This window comes from Paenibacillus sp. OV219, from assembly GCF_900110075.1.
GTDB lineage: Bacteria > Bacillota > Bacilli > Paenibacillales > Paenibacillaceae > Paenibacillus_Z.
This window is the reverse complement of sequence record NZ_FOCJ01000001.1, coordinates 1199045-1214004: the sequence shown is the minus strand read 5'-3', so window position 1 is coordinate 1214004 and position 14960 is coordinate 1199045. Positions and strand designations below refer to the sequence as shown.

Sequence of the window (14960 nt, the reverse complement as noted above, 5' to 3'; positions counted from 1 at the left end):
TAAAGTGATGTGCTTCGATAGTATTCGTCATTTTACGCCATTCCCCTCTATTGGGATGATGCTTACCGGCTGAGCACGCGAATGCCCATCACGACATTCCAGATCACAACTGTAAAACCTAGTAGTGCCGCTATCAGTCCAATGAACAATATCGACCCAACATGACCACCGAAAATCGCAACGAGGAACAGCGGCACCGCGATCAGAGGGATGAGATGGGAGAATAGCGCTCGCTTGGCATGCTGCTTCACTTCATAATCGTTCGTTACGAAGTAGATGACAACCGGTACGATGAAGCCCGCGAAGAAAATACTGAAATAGCATAAAGCCGAAATGATTTTGTTCGATTCCATATCCTGCACCACCTCTTCCATTGATTTGAAAGCTTATACGACACTTACCTGTACAAAGTTTCTTTTTCCATCATTTAGGACGTTGCCCCGTACCCGTTCGGACGATCCCACATATGATAACGTATGCAATAACACTCTTCCTCAGGGGGAGGTGATTCTTAATGACATTTGCACTTACAGATTGGATGCAATATTCCATGTGGGTTGTTCTTGGCATGATGGGTCTGAACTTCTTGCTTGGTCTCTACAAAGGACTTATGGCAGGCAGTATGACTAGCGACATGTTCACAATGTATCTGAAAGACATGATGTACTATGTACTCCCATTGTTCTTGATGGCGAACATGGATGCTTCCTTCGATTCTTCGGGTTGGATCATGTTAACCGCGTATTACGTCGGCGCATTCGGAGTTGTATTCAAGTACTTTATGGATCTCAAGAACAAATTGTAAACAGATACGCGAACACCTAAGCACTCACAATTCCATGTTTTTTTGAAGCAAGCTGCCGATGCACCGACAGCTTGTTTTTTTAATTGCATGGGATATGTTAAACAAAGTAGATGTGATTTGATGTTTACGAACATTTGTTCTATAATTGGTTTGAGATTATATTTTACCTAATAGGATGATGACTTTGATTAAAAAAGTAGATTATAAGAAGGATTTCAAGCCACTCTATATGGCACGAACGCATCCCTAAATTGTGGAAGTGCCGCGGATGCCCTTCTTTATCGTAAGTGGATCCGGAGATCCTAATGGCGAGGAATTCGCCAAGGCAACAGAAGCTTTGTACAGCTTGAGTTATGCGGTGAGAATGTCCTACAAAAGTGATGATGTACCCCTTGGGTACTATGAATATACGGTCTTCCCTCTTGAGGGAGTATGGGACTTAATGGATTACTCAAAGCCCTCAACTGACAAAAACAATTTCAAGTACACCCTCATGATACGCCAACCTGACTTTTTGACGGTAGAGCTGTTCGAACGTTTTTTGAGTCAGACAAAGCTGAAGAAGTCAAATCCGTACCTAGACAGAGTTCGGTTTGAACATGTCGAAGATGGCTTGAATTGTCAAATGATGCATATCGGTCGTTTCGACGATGAACCTGAAAGCTTCGCACGAATGGAAGCATACTGTGCCGAACATGGCTATATCCGCTCTAGCAAGCTCCATCGGGAAATCTATTTGTCTGATCCTCGCAAGACTGAACCGTCCAAGATGAGAACGGTGTTGAGATTCCATGTAGAAACCTGATCGTAGTTCAATAACTTTCATAGCCAATGCCAAAAAAGCTCTCTGTGCTTGAACAGTCGCACACAGGGAGCTTTATTCGTTCTAACGATTCTATTTCGGGTTGATCCACGATATGCCTAAATCTTGCAGCCCTTGCCGCCAGCCGTTAGGCGGAGCGATATTCGAAACGACATATCCGACTTGGCCTAGCTCGGCGATCTTCGCGACAGTCCGCTTGCCAATCTTGGACTCGTCCGCCAGCGCAATGACAATCTCTGCACTGCGGATCAGCTTGCGCGTGAACAGCGCACGATCATAATCGTAGCTTGTAAGGCCATTCGTAAGCGACACGCCGTCCACGGAGATGAACGACTTGTTTACATAGAAGTCCTCCATGATTTTCTCAGCGATCGGTCCTGAGACACGTAGATGCTTCGGATTCACTTCACCGCCGATAAAGATGATTTTGCCGTCAAAAGAGCCCCGATTATAATAGTCAATCAGCAGCGTTAGCGTCGGAATCGAACAGACGAAGATCGTCAAATTCCGCTTGCCATCAAGGCAATGCAATATCTGCATGGCAGTGCTGCCCTCGTCGATGACGATCACGTCGTTGTCATCGATTAAGTTCGCCGCCAAGGCGCCGATAATCCGCTTCTCTTCAGCATAAATAATCTCTCGCTCTGAGTAAGCAAGCTCGATATCCGCTTTATGCTTAACAGCGCCGCCGTAGACCTTCTTCAGCTTATTGTCCTTCTCCAGCTCATCAAGATCGCGGCGAATCGTCTCCGTCGACACCTCGAAATGCCGAGACAACTCGCTTACATTGACTTTGCCATGCTCACCGAGCATAGCGATAATGCTTCTCTTCCGTTCTTCACCTGCAAGGGACAAGCGTTTACCCCCCTGTTAATTCTTTATTGCATTAATTATAGCAAATTATGGCTGGCTAGTAATAGTGTCCTTCTTCGACATGCGAAATGCAATACTCGAGCTGCTAGCGGTACTGCATCAAATTGGAGCCGTTATTCGTCTCATCGAACAGATGGAACTTGTCGCCGCGGATACGCATATAGACGGTATCGCCGCTGTTCACAATCGTTTCATTGGCTGTCAGCAGTCGGATCATACCATCCAAGCGGTCCGAGCTCACGCAAAAGGAGGATTAAATCAACGTTAATGTTTTGTATTGTTGTTGATTATTCTTTTTTATGTGAGATTACACGAAAATACTGCAGCGATCGCTTCTTCAATCTGCTGCAGCGCCCATTCCAGCTGCTCTCTCGTCGTAATGAGTGGCGGAACTAGAGTCAGTACGTTGCCACTCGACACTTTGAAGCTGAGTCCTCGCTCCATGCAGATGTACATCACTTTCTCCGCACCTTCCACTGCTTTCGCTTTTGTCGTACGGCTTGTCACCAGCTCAATCGCAGCCAGCATCCCCTTCACGCGGATGTCACCGATCACTTCGTACTTCGCCATCATTTCGGTGAGCCTTTCCTTAAGGAACAGCTCCATCTGCTGTGCATGTTCGAGCAGCCTATTATTCTCGATGTATTCGATCGTCGCCAGCGCAGCCGCGCAGCCGACCGAGCTCTTCTCATGCGTGTAATGACCTAGCGAAATATCTTGCGCGATATCAAGCCCTTCGCGGACGATGATGCCTGCCATTGGGAATACTCCCCCGCCGAAGCCTTTGCCGATCACGACGATATCTGGAATGATATCGTAATGCTCGTGTACGAACATCTTGCCGGTCCGTCCGAAGGCAGTCGGAATTTCGTCCAAAATGAGCAGCACGCCGTAGCGGTCACACAATTCACGAAGTCGCTTGAAGTAAGCGGTTGGCGGAATTTGCACATCGGTGCTGCGAATCGGCTCCAATATAATCGCACCAACATCGGCTTCGCGTTCCAGCATAAATTCTAAGTAATCGAGACATTTCATCCCGTAGTCGTCACATTCCCCCATGATGCAGCGGTAGGAATTGAACGGCATCATATGCTCTGTGCCAGGCAGGAGCGGGCCGATATGATTGCGAAACACCCCTTCTCCTCCGACCGAAATCGCATCTAGGCTTGCACCGTGGAATGAATCCCACGTCGAGATCGTCTTGAATTTGCCCGTGAATTTGCGCGCCAGCTTAAGTGCCATGCCAATCGCACTCGTGCCGCCAGGTGTGAACAGCACCTTATTCAAGTCACCTGGAGCAAGCTCCGCCAGCTTCTTCGCCAGCTTGATTGCAACCGGATTCGTATAGCGACGCGGCAGGAACGGCAGCTCCTCGAGCTGCTTCATGACGGCATCCAGAACGTACCGATTCTTATAGCCAACTTGATGAACGCTGTTACCGTGGAAATCCATATATTTGCGGCCATCCTGATCTTCCAGATAGATGCCTTCTGCATTCACAATGACATTCAGGCATGGCGTCGACATCGACTGATGAATGAAATAACGGCTGTCTTCCTCCAAGATGTCCAAAGTATCCTCACTCAAATGCCGATCCTGCCATAGCTGGCGCTCCGGGGATAAATTAATATCCCCCTCTGTTCGCATGTATGATTTCATTTCCATTTGCGCGACCTCCTTCCGTCCGACCATGTGGTATGAAGATGGAGATTACCTTTGTAAATAGGCTTGCTATGGTCGATAAAAACTATATTTTTCATGTTAGTGTATCCTTCGAGGTGTTTGGGTTATTGTGGTTTTAATATTAGTTCGTGTTGCTTTGTTCAGCATAACTTGCACATAAATACAATTCAATCCTTCGCTGAAAGATTTATCTCTCCGTTTACAATATTGAAAGTAATCTAGACGTCTCCCCCTGTTTATGAAGAAATCGTAAACGAACGCACGGCGCGAAGCGGGTCAAGCCTTTACTGGAACTTCACCTGATAAAACAACAACAATACAACTCTATCATTTATGCACGAGCTAAGTGATCCTATGTGCCTTTTTTTGTCCAGATCATTTCCTTGTCACAAGCACTCGAATATGTTAAAAGAGTATAGATGATATTGCTTGGAGGAGATTCATTCGTGGCACAGCTCTATTACAAATATGGAACTATGAACAGCGGCAAATCGTTCGAAATTATTAAAGTGGCGCATAACTACGAGGAGCAAGGCAAACGGGTCCTCATCTACTCGCCATCGTTCAGCGCAAGAGACGGCGCAGAGCTTGTCGGCTCCCGGGTCGGATTCGAGCGGGCAGCCATTCCGGTTGATGAGCAGACGAATCTGTATGAGAGCGTAAAGTCACATCTCTCCACTTCCGGACCGAAGCAAATTTACTGCGTCCTTATTGATGAAGCTCAATTTCTGAAGAAACATCATATTATCCAGCTAACGCAAGTGGTTGATGAATTGAACATCCCGGTTATGGCTTTCGGGCTGAAGAACGACTTCCAGAACCAGTTGTTCGAAGGCAGCTACAATCTTCTCGTGCAAGCGGACAAGATCGAAGAGATTAAGACGATCTGCTGGTACTGCGACCGCAAAGCAACGATGGTTATCCGGTTCCGCGACGGCCAGCCCGTTAACGCCGGGCAGCAGATCCAAATCGGCGGCAACGAGGACTATAAGCCGGTTTGCAGACGGTGTTATAATCAAGCCTTCCGCAGCCAAAGCGATAGCGATAGTGAGGAATAAAGAAGGAGAGGCGAATTTCGCTCTCCAGAGTGTAGAGAACTCCGCGTTTTTATTAAACCGCGGGGTTCTCTTTTTTTATATGAAGCGCTCTGGGTTATTCCATATCCCGAGCATGGCTGACCTCTGACAGCCGTTGGCCCGGCTAAAGAACCGTAAACCGAACGCAGCTTTCAAAATATTGTAACGAAAACCGGCAGCCTGGAGGGCGAATTTCGCCATTCCAGACTGTTCATTGAATCTTTTTGACATGATGCTGCTAACTTCAGTAAAGTGGAAAGATAAGACAGACATACTTGAGGAGGCTGTAATGACCTATGCAATCTGAAGCTCCAGAACTACCATTCACATCGATGCGCCAACTTGTAGGACCGCTCATTGCTATTATTGTGGGAATCTTCATGGTTATTCTCGACAGTACAGCGGTTAACGTCGCTATCCCTGTGCTCGTGGATGACTTCCACAGTACTCTGACAATGGTGCAATGGACCGTAACCGGCTATGCGCTTGCACAGGCGGCTGTCATCCCGCTCTCTGGATGGATGACCGACCGGTTCGGGTCAAAGGAAGTGTTCCTCCTGTCCCTCGTCCTGTTTACGATCGGATCCGTGCTGTGTGCAACAGCGACGACCGTCGATCAGCTTATTACATACCGCATCCTGCAGGGTCTTGGCGGCGGTATGGTCACACCGATCGCATTCGCCATGACGTATCGGCTGAGCCCGCCTGAGAAAGCAGGCTCGATTATGGGCCTTATGGGCATGCCGATTCTTCTCGCTCCAGCGCTAGGCCCGATTATATCCGGCTATTTGGTCGACTATGTGAAATGGGAATGGATCTTTCTCATTAATCTCCCTGTCGGCATCGTCGGTGTCATACTAGTCGGACTGCTTCTGCCAAAACTGCCGAGAAAGGCGTCCACGTCGCTTGACATCCTGGGGATTATTCTTGGTCCACTCGCCTTCTCTGGCTTGTCCTATGGTCTAAGTGAAGGCTCAACGAGCTGGTCATCGGACAAAACGATAATCGGCCTCGTTGTTGGCGGTGCTTCTCTCATCGGATTCGTTGTCGTCGAGCTGCTTCGGAAGAAAGAGCCGCTGCTCGAGCTTCGCGTCTTCCGTTCCCCGCTCTTCACGCGCGGCATTATAGTGCAGTGGGTGCTGCAATTCGTTATGTTCGGCATTATCTTCACTGTCCCGTTCTTCATGCAGAAGCTGATGGGCATGACCGCCTTCCACGCCGGCATGTGGACACTGCCGCAAGCGATTGCTGCTGGCCTATTCATGCCTATCGGCGGACGGCTGTACGACCGTATCGGTGCTAGGCCGCTCGTCCTTACCGGCTTAACGATCGTAACCGTTGGCGCTTATCTCATATCGCGCATCGATCCGAGTGATAACGCAATTATGTTCCTCTTGCCACGCGCCTTGCTCGGTATGGGCATGGGTCTCTCCTTCCTGGCGCTGAACACACATCTGATTCAATCCGCCCCGAGCAATCTCGTCAGCCGAGTCACTTCGCTGACAAGCGCAGCGCAGCAGGTCGTCACCTCGTTCTCAGTGGCAGGATTAACGACGTTAATTGTTAGCCGCACTAATCATCATGCTGCTGCTGGCGAGAAGCCGATGCCAGACGCGATGTCGCATGCTTTTCATGATACGTATCTATCACTTGCGGGACTTGCCATCTTAGGATTAATTCTTGCTGTGACGCTGAAGCGTCCGAAGGTATCGAACTCTACGGACGCACAACAAACGCATATGGTTGATATGGGTTAAACAGGTCCACTCGCCTCACTTACGTTATTTCAGCTCGCATGAAATCCTCTCTCCCCGTTCATGTTATGGAGGACGGAGGTGAGAAGCTTATGACAGGAAGAAACAGCAAGCCGAAGAATAAAGGTCCTGCCTCGCATCCCGGTCGGTTAGATCAATACGGAGAGCGATTGTCGGCGGAGAGCGATAATGTGGCAGCGAATAATAACGGCGGAAAAAGCTGCTAACCTCTAATCAGCACTGCGAACTACGTTAGACTAAAGCTACGATTAATCTATGTAACTTTAAAGCATCGTCCTCATCAGGACGGTGCTTTATTGCGTTCTGCTTCTTTCTCCACCGCTTCATAGGCGAGCACAGATTCGCTGCTTATGACTGTCCCCCGATGCTGGCCGTCACAGATCGCGCTCATGGAGCCAGGTTCATCGAAGTTGAACACATGAATTGGGAGTTCATAGTCCCTCGCCAAAATAAACGCAGCCTGATCCATAATGCGCAAATCCTGCTTCAGCACATCGTTGTAATGCAACGACCGGAACTTCCGCGCATTGACGTCTCTCTTCGGATCGGAGCTGAATACACCGTCAACCCCTTGCTTCGCGACAAGCAGTGCATCGCAGCTCACTTCTATCGCCCGTTGGACAGATGGGTAGTCCGTCGTCACGTACGGCTGGCCATTGCCACCGGCGAAGATGACAATATACCCTTTCTCAAGATGATGAACGGCTCGAAGCCGAATGTAAGGCTCAGCGACGGATGTCAGCGGAATAGCTGTCATGACGCGGACTTCATGGCTGCCTTTTGCCTTGAGTACCCCGCGAAGCATTAAGCTGTTCACAACGGTGGCAAGCGTCCCGATGTTGTCTGCCTCGGCGCGCTCGATTCCCCATAGCGCAGCCATGTTCCCTCGGAATATGTTGCCACCGCCGATGACGAGGCATACCTCAATACCTTTTTCCACCACCGACATAATCTCGCTTGCGATGTGCTCCATCCGCTCCGGATCGAATCCGAACGCACTCTCGCCTGCAATTGCCCCGCCGCTTAGCTTGATTAACACGCGCTTGTACTTGCTCATCCGCACATCAGCCCCCTTAAAAAAATAAAACACTAAAGCACATACGCTTTAGTGTTTCGTGAATCCCATTGAACTACTGGAGGAAAGAACGTATTTCCACTGCCGGACGGTTGATTCTTTGCTTCTTCGTCATCAAGCAGCATCGCTCCTCTCCATTTATTCCTGTTCAAGATTATATGCGTATAGGGGAAAATCGGTCAAGGAAAAATTTACAAATCAAAAATGTATATTCTTACCCCAATATCGGGCACGATAACGCTTGTTAAAAAACTTACATGAAGCAGGAGGTTCTAACACACATGACTAAACAGGGTAATGGTGTATCGAAAGCAGAAGTCCAATCCACAGAACTAAACAAGCTACCCGTAGCTGGCGAGGCTGACACAGAATTCTCTGCTGAAGAAGCTGCAGAAGCGTTCGAGAACAGTAATGGCGCGAATCAGGCTGCTGCAAGTGCGGCAGATGCATTCAAAGAGAACGAATAATTCAATCGACATCTGACAAAAAAGAAGCCCGATCCGCATCACTTCGGAATCGGGCTTCACTTATGCTAATGGATCGTTGATGTCACTTCCGTCAGACGCGTTCTGCGGCTCATTCTCGGACCGCCTCCAGAGACGCTTCTCATAAGCTCCGGGAGCGCAACACCAAGCAGGACGATTACAACCCCAGCCCACTGTAGCATGCTCACATGCTCATGCAGCACGACTGCTGAGAGCATAACCGCTACGGGCAGCTCGGCTGCGCCGACAATGCCTGCCATGCCGCCGCCGATATGCGGCACACCGATGGCGAACAGCACAGGTGGAATGAATGCGCCGAACAAACCGAGCAGGAAGCCGAACAAGAGCAGGCTGCTCCAAATGACACCGTTAAACAAGAATGTTGGCGGGAATAGAATGAAGACGAAGATAAGTCCGCCCGTAATCATCCATGCACTGCGATAGGCCGGATGTACGGATGGCACCGCTTTGCCACTGAACAGAATAAACAACGAGTAACTCACTGCTGCAAGCAATCCGAGCACGACACCAGTCATGTCGAAGTCCGCCAAGCCTTGCTCCATAATACCGGCAGCAAGCAAGGTCCCACCGAACAAGATGGCGAGTGTCAGCAGCATAATGCCGTTTGGCCGTTTACGCGAGCTGATCGCTTGAATAAGAACACCCATCCACGTAAATTGAAACAACAGCACGATCGCAAGCGAGTTCGGAATGTAACGAAGCGACTGGTAATACAACAAGCCAGTCAGAGCGGTTGGAATACCCGCTGACATGAGCATGAAGCGTTGCTTCCAAGTAAGGCTCTTCTCTTGTGTCACGCCAGCTTCTTTCGCCGACTGGCGCTTATTCCTTACCTTCATATACATGACCATAAGCCATGATAGTATAAATCCAATCAACAGCTGCGTCCCGACAACTTCACCGAGATCGTAGCCTGCATCATACGCATGAACCACAATTGTGGATAGAATGCCGTAGCTAACCGCACCTAGAAAAACAGATAACAAGTATTTCATATCTAAGCTGCCCCCTCCGAGCAATAAAAAATTCCTAACCGCAAATACAAAATTATCAATTACGATAATTCCGTATTCGTAGTTAGGAAGTTTAGGCTTCCCGTAGAAACCCTCACCCTGTTGTGAGGTTATACGAATTTCGTATGCGGTTTGTGTTTCACTTCTTGGAATGTTACAGGAGAAGTTTATGAATGTCAACCGCCGATTAGGCCCATTTTATTAGGCAAGTTTACTGAAATCGCTTCGCATTATACTTCTGACATGTGATGCCCATTTCGAATTCACGGGACAATATTTCCTCGCCACCTTCTCAATGGTCGTATAGCCCCGCTCCACATAATTGTCCGATAATAGTTGTCCAAATTTCTGAACGCAATCCCCTTTCGTTTCGAAGTAAGTTGCCTTTCGATATGGATTGCTGGAAGTTGCATTTAAGCCGAACAAGTTGTTCTTGGTCCTCGCCAGCCTACTCTTCCCGTTGCCGCTCTCGAGCTTCATAACAGCTATCGTGAAGAAGGCGTTAATGCCATACTCCTCTTCAATGCTCAATACCGCTTGCTCCAGCCCTTGGCCAGATAACTTCGTCCCGTTCAGCAGCTGTGCAATCTGCTTCGAGGATAAGCCAGAGTCCGTATTCACACGGGAAGTCGGTTTAACCGGATTTCCGTTATCATCCTCTGCAATACTCGTATCTACGGTTGCCACTTGATCTTCAATGGGACTAACCTTAACGTCCATCGTATGTACTTTTGGCCTAACATCCACCTGTAGCGACTTGTTCTGCAGAACTTTAGCCGACGTAACCGCCGAGGATACGGCAGATACGGCAGAGACAGTAGAGACAGTAGAGACAGCAGATTCTGCAGATTGGATTGTTACTTCTGCCGGCGCCTGCTTCATGCCAATTACAGTCGCATATCCGCCATGGACATAACCGCCGCTCTTCAGCATAAGCCATCCGGCATCATCCTTGGACAACACTTGCAGCTGTGTCCCTTGCTTGACCTCGTACATGATTTTGGCATCAGCATTCGGTTCCGAACGGACATTGAGGTAAAATGACGTTACTTTATATGTATAAAGGGGTTTTGCACTCGCAATTGCGACGGGCTTCTTCTTCTCAGTGGCAGCAATCGGAGCAGAGATGGCCGACGTCGGCGTTGCTTTCTTCACGACGGTAACCGGCTGAAACGCTGATTTGGAGATAATCGAGGAGGACGTTAAACGTTCAATCATGATCTGCTTATTCGAAGTAAACTTCTGCGTTAAAATATTATCGGCGGATCGGCTACTCCACAAGCTAAACGTATGGTTAAAAGAAAGGACGAACGACGCAAGCAGCGCCGCGATAATCATATAAGCCACTACATTCCATTGGATGCTCCTAGACATAAACACACCTCTTTCTTGTATTTATTAGGGCCTTTCCGATATAGGTTAGATTGTAAAGGCTATCTTATGAAAAACATGTCAAACCTTCTGCGAGAAAATTTTGTAGTTTTGTCGATGACATACTCCTTTTGACGAACAAAAAAGAAGCCTGAGCTTTCAGGCTTCCGAAATGGGCGGATATTAGCACTCCGGATATGGCTTACGTCCAATAAAACCGTCATTCCAGCCATGATAGTGCGAGATTCGAGTTTCTCCTTGCTTCCAACAAATTAGAATTTTCTCACCATTCAATAGAGAGGGGAAATCAATGAGTCCTGGATTAATCATTTTGAGCATGACGCCCTTGCGTTCGAAGTTGCTTATGCCCAGATCAATCTCCATTCTCATAAATTCAAGCTGGCTTTCCAGCTCGAAGAAAGGGTCGGATTCGGTACTTCCTTGCGGCTTCACTAGCTCACGTTTCCCTTTAAGTATCTGTAATTCTTCATATTTCTCTTCGAACTGCTGAGCTAGCAGCTGAAGCTTAAATAAATCCTCTTGCAACTGCGGCAGCATCGCATTCGCTTCACTCATTGTAAATATTGGTTGCTCCACGCTCGTCATCACTCCTCCTTCGTTAGTTTACTTGAAACTCGCACAGAAAGAAAACAGGGACCGGGAAGCGTGATACACGCTCCAGATCCCTGCCACAAATCAATTGATGCTTATTTAAAATATTGCTTCAAATGCTGTGCAGCCTTCACGATGCCCTGACGCTCTGCTTCAATCGAGCCCCAGTAGCTGTGATCCTCAAGCTCGATACTAACTGCGCCATTGTAGCCGAGACGGTCAAGACGCACCGCAACCTTGCCCCACTCTACAGCGCCGCGGCCTGGAATCGTATATCGCCAGGAGCCTTCCGAGAAGTCGTACTTCTCGCCGAAGGTAGCCTCCAGTACGCCGCATTCGTAGAGCTCATCCGTAAGAATTTCTGTATCTTTGCCGTGAGCGTGATTAACGCGCTCGCCGAATTCCGTAAGCGCTCGCAGGTAGTCGATACCAAGTCTCACGAGGTGGGATGGGTCATAGTTAAGTCCAAAATGCTTCGAAGGGATCGCTTCAAACATCGCTCGCCACATCTCTGGCGTACAGCCGAGAGTCGGATAATGCGGCGCCGGTCCAGGCCAGCCCTCGATCGCAATATAAACGCCGTTCTGTTCAGCATGCTTCACAACTTCAGGGAAAGAATCTTTGAAGAGCGCAAAGCCTTCACGACGAGGCAATGTAAGATCTTCCGGCACAAGACACATGAACAACACTTTGCCGCCAAGCTCAGCGATGCCGCTGATTTGCTTCTTCTGCATTTCAATTGCTTGCTCGCGCTTCGCTTCATCACGGCTAAGCAGCTGAGCGGTATAGTGCGCGTCTATCGAACCAATGCCAATGCCTGCCGCAGAACAAGCTTCCTTCACTTCGACAGTCAAGTTTGAAACGTCCAGCACGTCAAGTCCTGCCTCAGCCGCCCAAGCTGCCGTCTTCTGAATACCCTCATCGCCAATCTTTGGCGGAATCCGCATTCCAATTTGTACGTTCATCCTTATATTGCCTCCTCTTTGATAGCAGTGCCAAGCGGTGAATAGCCTGCTGCTTCATAGATCATTTCAGATAGCTTCGTAACTTTCAGAGCGAATTCGCCCGGAACAAGCACTTCGTGACGGCCAAGTATCGCATCTACGAAGCTCTTATCCTGATTCGTCACAGCGACTGGCAGCTCAGGCACAATCGGCTCCTCGTTCAGACGGCGGAGCGTAATCTTGCCATTGTCATAGAAAATACCGCCGTTCTCGCCGCAGAACACGAATGTTTCATGCCAGCATGGCGAGAAGCCGACCAAATTCAGTCCAGCGACTGGACCTTCAGCGAACCGGATCGACGTGAAGGTATCAATCTCGACTGGTGAGCCGTGCATATGCAGCTGCGGCTTCACCTCTACTGGAGTAAGACCTGTCGTCCATAACAGGACGTCAATAATATGGCTGCCGGAATCCATCAGGAAACCGCCACCGGACAATGCCGGATTTTGCCGCCATGAGCCAGGTGTTCCTTGTCTCCATTCCTGATATAGCGATGCGGTGATCGACGTCAGCTTGCCGATTTCGCCGGTTTCAATTGCTTCTTTGATGTATAGAAATTCTGGTTGAAAATGACGCTGATACGACACCTGCATCAATTTGCCCACTTGATTCGAAAGTTCAATTAGTTGCTGCGCTTCTTCAGATGAACAAACCATCGGTTTCTCCATCATGACATGCAGTCCACTGTTCAGTGCATCGGTCGCTTGCTCGTAATGAAGGGTGTGCGGCGAGCAGATCACGACAGCATCCAGCTCGGCATGCGCGAGCAGCTCTTTGTAATCCGAGTAAGCGCTTACGGAATCGAGCTTATGCTCGTCCACAAATCGAATGCGGTTCTGCTCACTTGGATCTGCAATTGCGACAATTGATGCCTCAGGCAGTTCCAGCAGCTGTCTTGCATGCCAATTGGCGATGCCGCCAGTGCCGATCATGCCAATACGAACTTTACTCATTGCCCTTTAACCTCCCGTGATGGATAAGTATGTAAGATACTCCCTAAACCTATCACAAATCATAACGCCTACCAATCCAAAAATACGACAAAACATGATTGTCTTCGATCCAAATAGTCCATGTTTGTATGAGCAGGAATGCGGTAATGATAAGCATGGAACGTTATGACCATGAAACAAGCAGGAGGATTCTAAGACAATTATGAAAATGACAAGTTCCATACTGGGCAAGACAGCGTTGTGCGTCATGCTGTTTGGTCTATCGGTTGGCGCATCCGTGAAGGCACATCCCGCTCCGGCGGATACAAGCGGCGAGACGGTTAACGTGAAGATTGTTAATGGTTCCGGTGCTGAGATTGGCACCGCAACACTAACGCAGAATCAGGACGCGGTGCGGCTACATGTTGAGGCAAAGAGCTTGCCGCCGGGCATACACGGCATTCACTTCCATGAAACGGGCAAATGCGAAGGGCCGAAGTTCACATCTGCAGGCGCCCATCTGAATCCACAGACGAAGCAGCATGGATTTAACAATCCGAAGGGCTTCCACGTCGGTGATTTGCCGAACATTCAAGTAGCGGCAGACGGTACGGTCAAAGTTGATATTGAGACGAAAATCGTTACGCTCGCGCCGAATCAGCCGAATTCGTTAAAGAAAACAGGCGGCACAGCAATAGTCATCCATGCGCAGGCAGATGATTATAAGACCGATCCATCTGGCAATTCCGGCGACCGCATCGCTTGCGGCGTTATTCAATAACAAGAACTATTCACGGAACGGTCATCACTTCGCTTGTTTTCGAAGTCGATGGCCGTTTACAACTTAGAGCCGGTAGGCTACATTGTTACATGGAGTTGGTAAGAAATAGAGATTAGACAAATTTAGACAACAAGGAGAAACACATACTGATGATTACTAAACAGCTATCCCCGCTCGTTCAGCAGCTGGATCTGAAGCCGCATCCTGAAGGCGGCTGGTACAAAGAGCTCTGGAAAGCATCCTTTGAAATTCCGCAAGCCGTTCTCGGTGATCGTTATTCCGGCAACCGCGCGGCAGCAACATCTATCTATTTTGTCCTACACCCCGATGAAGTGTCAGATTGGCATGTCGTTCTGTCGGACGAGCTGTGGTTCTGGCATTCCGGTAGTCCCTTGCTTCTATCGCTTGGCGGTACTGACGATGATCCGCATACGACAGAGGAGATTATCGTAGGACCTGATATTTCGAAGGGTCAGCGGCCTCAAGCTCTCGTCCCTGCGAACGTATGGCAGAAAGCGAAGCCGCTCGGCGATGAACCTGTATTCGTTTCATGCGTCGTAGCACCTGGCTTCCATTATGATGATTTCAAACTCATTTCCAGCACTAATAAATAACCTACTCGTATAAGCGA

18 protein-coding genes and 1 riboswitch are annotated in these 14960 nt (G+C 48.7%); of the genes, 8 read left to right on the top strand and 10 right to left on the bottom strand.

The window, feature by feature from the left end; all coding sequences use genetic code 11:
- Window positions 1-62: 62 nt before the first annotated feature.
- Window positions 63-353 (bottom strand): magnetosome magnetite crystal formation protein family, encoded by a 291-nt coding sequence (locus BMY11_RS05435; protein ID WP_090573405.1) that lies wholly within the window; start codon window positions 351-353, stop codon window positions 63-65.
- 161 nt (window positions 354-514) lie between these two features.
- Here BMY11_RS05435 and BMY11_RS05430 point away from each other — a divergent pair, with 161 nt between their 5' ends.
- Entirely contained in the window at window positions 515-805 is a 291-nt protein-coding gene (locus BMY11_RS05430) for a hypothetical protein (protein ID WP_090573404.1), read from the top strand.
- A gap of 253 nt (window positions 806-1058) precedes the next feature.
- The gene (locus tag BMY11_RS05425) at window positions 1059-1610 is read left to right on the top strand and encodes a GyrI-like domain-containing protein (RefSeq protein WP_371262756.1); all 552 of its coding nucleotides are present in this window, start codon (window positions 1059-1061) and stop codon (window positions 1608-1610) included.
- Window positions 1611-1700: 90 nt separating this feature from the next.
- Here the strand turns inward: BMY11_RS05425 and BMY11_RS05420 are convergent, their stop codons facing one another.
- From BMY11_RS05420 to BMY11_RS05415, 3 genes are all read right to left on the bottom strand, one after another.
- Window positions 1701-2483 (bottom strand): DeoR/GlpR family DNA-binding transcription regulator, encoded by a 783-nt coding sequence (locus BMY11_RS05420; protein WP_090573403.1) that lies wholly within the window; start codon window positions 2481-2483, stop codon window positions 1701-1703.
- A gap of 103 nt (window positions 2484-2586) precedes the next feature.
- A complete protein-coding gene (locus BMY11_RS28740) occupies window positions 2587-2727 on the bottom strand; it encodes a hypothetical protein (RefSeq protein WP_177182504.1) in 141 nt (46 codons plus the stop codon).
- A 71-nt stretch (window positions 2728-2798) separates the two neighbouring features.
- Window positions 2799-4166, bottom strand: coding sequence for an aspartate aminotransferase family protein (locus BMY11_RS05415; protein ID WP_090573402.1), 1368 nt, complete (start codon window positions 4164-4166; stop codon window positions 2799-2801).
- Window positions 4167-4630: 464 nt separating this feature from the next.
- Here BMY11_RS05415 and BMY11_RS05410 point away from each other — a divergent pair, with 464 nt between their 5' ends.
- The 3 genes from BMY11_RS05410 (at window position 4631) to BMY11_RS29180 (ending at window position 7241) form a co-directional block, all read left to right on the top strand.
- Window positions 4631-5242, top strand: coding sequence for a thymidine kinase (locus BMY11_RS05410; protein WP_090573401.1), 612 nt, complete (start codon window positions 4631-4633; stop codon window positions 5240-5242).
- A gap of 314 nt (window positions 5243-5556) precedes the next feature.
- On the top strand, window positions 5557-7017 hold the full coding sequence (locus BMY11_RS05405) for a DHA2 family efflux MFS transporter permease subunit (protein ID WP_090573400.1): 1461 nt from the start codon (window positions 5557-5559) through the stop codon (window positions 7015-7017).
- An 89-nt stretch (window positions 7018-7106) separates the two neighbouring features.
- Window positions 7107-7241, top strand: coding sequence for a hypothetical protein (locus BMY11_RS29180; protein WP_256217307.1), 135 nt, complete (start codon window positions 7107-7109; stop codon window positions 7239-7241).
- 74 nt (window positions 7242-7315) lie between these two features.
- Here the strand turns inward: BMY11_RS29180 and pyrH are convergent, their stop codons facing one another.
- Window positions 7316-8092: a UMP kinase gene (gene pyrH / locus BMY11_RS05400; protein WP_090573399.1), complete on the bottom strand. Its 777-nt coding sequence runs from the start codon at window positions 8090-8092 to the stop codon at window positions 7316-7318.
- Between the two features lie 299 nt (window positions 8093-8391).
- Here pyrH and BMY11_RS05395 point away from each other — a divergent pair, with 299 nt between their 5' ends.
- On the top strand, window positions 8392-8577 hold the full coding sequence (locus BMY11_RS05395; RefSeq protein WP_090573398.1) for a hypothetical protein: 186 nt from the start codon (window positions 8392-8394) through the stop codon (window positions 8575-8577).
- A 65-nt stretch (window positions 8578-8642) separates the two neighbouring features.
- Here the strand turns inward: BMY11_RS05395 and BMY11_RS05390 are convergent, their stop codons facing one another.
- From BMY11_RS05390 to BMY11_RS05370, 5 genes are all read right to left on the bottom strand, one after another.
- The gene (locus BMY11_RS05390; RefSeq protein ID WP_090573397.1) at window positions 8643-9611 is read right to left on the bottom strand and encodes an EamA family transporter; all 969 of its coding nucleotides are present in this window, start codon (window positions 9609-9611) and stop codon (window positions 8643-8645) included.
- 59 nt (window positions 9612-9670) lie between these two features.
- A riboswitch (purine riboswitch) is annotated at window positions 9671-9767 on the bottom strand.
- A gap of 63 nt (window positions 9768-9830) precedes the next feature.
- A complete protein-coding gene (locus tag BMY11_RS05385; protein WP_090573396.1) occupies window positions 9831-11003 on the bottom strand; it encodes a glucosaminidase domain-containing protein in 1173 nt (390 codons plus the stop codon).
- 180 nt (window positions 11004-11183) lie between these two features.
- The gene (locus tag BMY11_RS05380) at window positions 11184-11597 is read right to left on the bottom strand and encodes a DUF2203 domain-containing protein (RefSeq protein WP_256217306.1); all 414 of its coding nucleotides are present in this window, start codon (window positions 11595-11597) and stop codon (window positions 11184-11186) included.
- Window positions 11598-11707: 110 nt separating this feature from the next.
- Window positions 11708-12577 carry a sugar phosphate isomerase/epimerase family protein gene (locus tag BMY11_RS05375; protein ID WP_090573394.1) on the bottom strand — a complete coding sequence of 290 codons (870 nt, stop codon included), beginning with the start codon at window positions 12575-12577 and terminating at the stop codon, window positions 11708-11710.
- Between the two features lie 2 nt (window positions 12578-12579).
- Entirely contained in the window at window positions 12580-13569 is a 990-nt protein-coding gene (locus BMY11_RS05370; RefSeq protein WP_090573393.1) for a Gfo/Idh/MocA family protein, read from the bottom strand.
- 202 nt (window positions 13570-13771) lie between these two features.
- On the opposite strand from BMY11_RS05370, the gene BMY11_RS05365 reads away from it, so the two are divergent.
- Together BMY11_RS05365 and BMY11_RS05360 are read left to right on the top strand one after the other, a co-directional pair.
- Window positions 13772-14329, top strand: a complete 558-nt coding sequence (locus tag BMY11_RS05365; protein WP_256217305.1) for a superoxide dismutase family protein — start codon at window positions 13772-13774, stop codon at window positions 14327-14329.
- A 152-nt stretch (window positions 14330-14481) separates the two neighbouring features.
- Window positions 14482-14943 carry a cupin domain-containing protein gene (locus tag BMY11_RS05360; protein ID WP_090573552.1) on the top strand — a complete coding sequence of 154 codons (462 nt, stop codon included), beginning with the start codon at window positions 14482-14484 and terminating at the stop codon, window positions 14941-14943.
- Window positions 14944-14960 lie beyond the last annotated feature (17 nt).